1 protein-coding gene and 1 pseudogene are annotated in these 1,265 nt (G+C 69.0%); one reads left to right on the forward strand and one right to left on the reverse strand.

The window, feature by feature from the left end:
- Positions 1–995 (reverse strand): annotated as a pseudogene (locus tag NQV17_RS37710) (hemagglutinin); the annotation flags it as partial.
- Between NQV17_RS37710 and NQV17_RS37990 the strand changes: the two are divergent.
- A partial coding sequence (locus tag NQV17_RS37990; RefSeq protein WP_308237865.1) for a hypothetical protein occupies positions 988–1,265 on the forward strand: 278 nt, incomplete at its 3' end. The pseudogene NQV17_RS37710 and the gene NQV17_RS37990 sit on opposite strands and share 8 nt — an antisense overlap.

Raw genomic sequence — 1,265 nt, forward strand, 5'->3', positions numbered from 1 at the left:
GTCGAGCTGAGGCCCGTGGACAGCGAACCGATGCCGGTCGACAGCGACGCGATGTTCGACGCAGTCGACGTGGACAGGCTGTTGACCGCCTGGTTCGTCGCGTTGAGCTGGCTGCCGTTGATCGCGTCCGTGCTGGTGGCCGATACCCGGCCTGCCGCGACGTTCGTGATCTGGCGTTCCGCGCCCGGTGCGCCGACGCTGAAGACGCCCACTGGCGAGGTGCCGTAGACCGGGTACGTGATGCCGCCGACCGTGACGCTCGACACGCCGACAGCGTTGCTCGTGGTCGAGTTCGCGCCCATCGCGATCGAGTTGGCGACATTGGCCTGTGCGTTCGTGCCGAACGCGAGGGCGTCGGTTGCCGTGGCTTTCGCATTCGAGCCGTAGGCCTGGGCGCCGATCGCGCTGGCCGTCGCCTGATTGCCGAGCGCGATCGTGTTGTCCGCGGTGGCCTGGTTTGCGCTGCCGAGGGCGAGCGCGCTGTTGCCGGTTGCCGTGTTCGCGTTGCCGAGTGCCACCGCGCCGGTGCCTGTCGCCGTGTCGTTCGCGCCCAGCGCGACTGCGCCGGTGCCCGTCGCGATGCTCGGGTCGCCGATCGCGACCGCGCCGTCGCCGCTCGCGGTGTTGCCGGAGCCGATCGACACCGCCTTGCCGCCGGTGGCCGATGCGTTCTGGCCGATGGCGACCGCGCCCGCCGTCTGCGCGTTCGAGCCGTCGCCGACTGCCACGCTGCTGGCGCCTGCCGCGCTGGCGTTCACGCCGGCTGCCAGCGAGTTGACGCCCGTCGCGCCGTCGTTGGCGTAGTTGCCTTGTTGCGTGCCGTTGTCGTTGACGCTGTAGTAGTGCGTCTTCGCGGCTTCGATCGCGGTCGAGGTCGAGGTGGACAGCGACGTGATCGAGCTGGTTGCCGTCGAGAGACCCGTCGAGGTCGACGTGGACAGCGACAGGATCGTGCTGGTGGCCGTCGAGAGACCGGTCGAGGTCGACGTGGACAACGAGTTGATCGAGCTGGTTGCCGACGACAGGCCGGTCGAGGTCGACGTGGACAGCGAGCTGATCGAGCTGGTCGCCGACGAGAGGCCGGTCGACGTCGAGGTCGACAGCGAGGCGACCGAGCTGTCGGTCGAGCTCAGGCCCGTGGACAGCGACGTGACGCTGCTTGCAGTCGACGTGGACAACGACGTCAGCGAGCTGTTGGTCGAGCTGAGGCTGGTGGACAGCGAGCCGATCGAGCTGGTTGCGGACGACAGGCCCGTCGAGGTCGA

The sequence above is a fragment of the Burkholderia sp. SCN-KJ genome, from assembly GCF_024656005.1.
Taxonomy (GTDB): domain Bacteria; phylum Pseudomonadota; class Gammaproteobacteria; order Burkholderiales; family Burkholderiaceae; genus Burkholderia.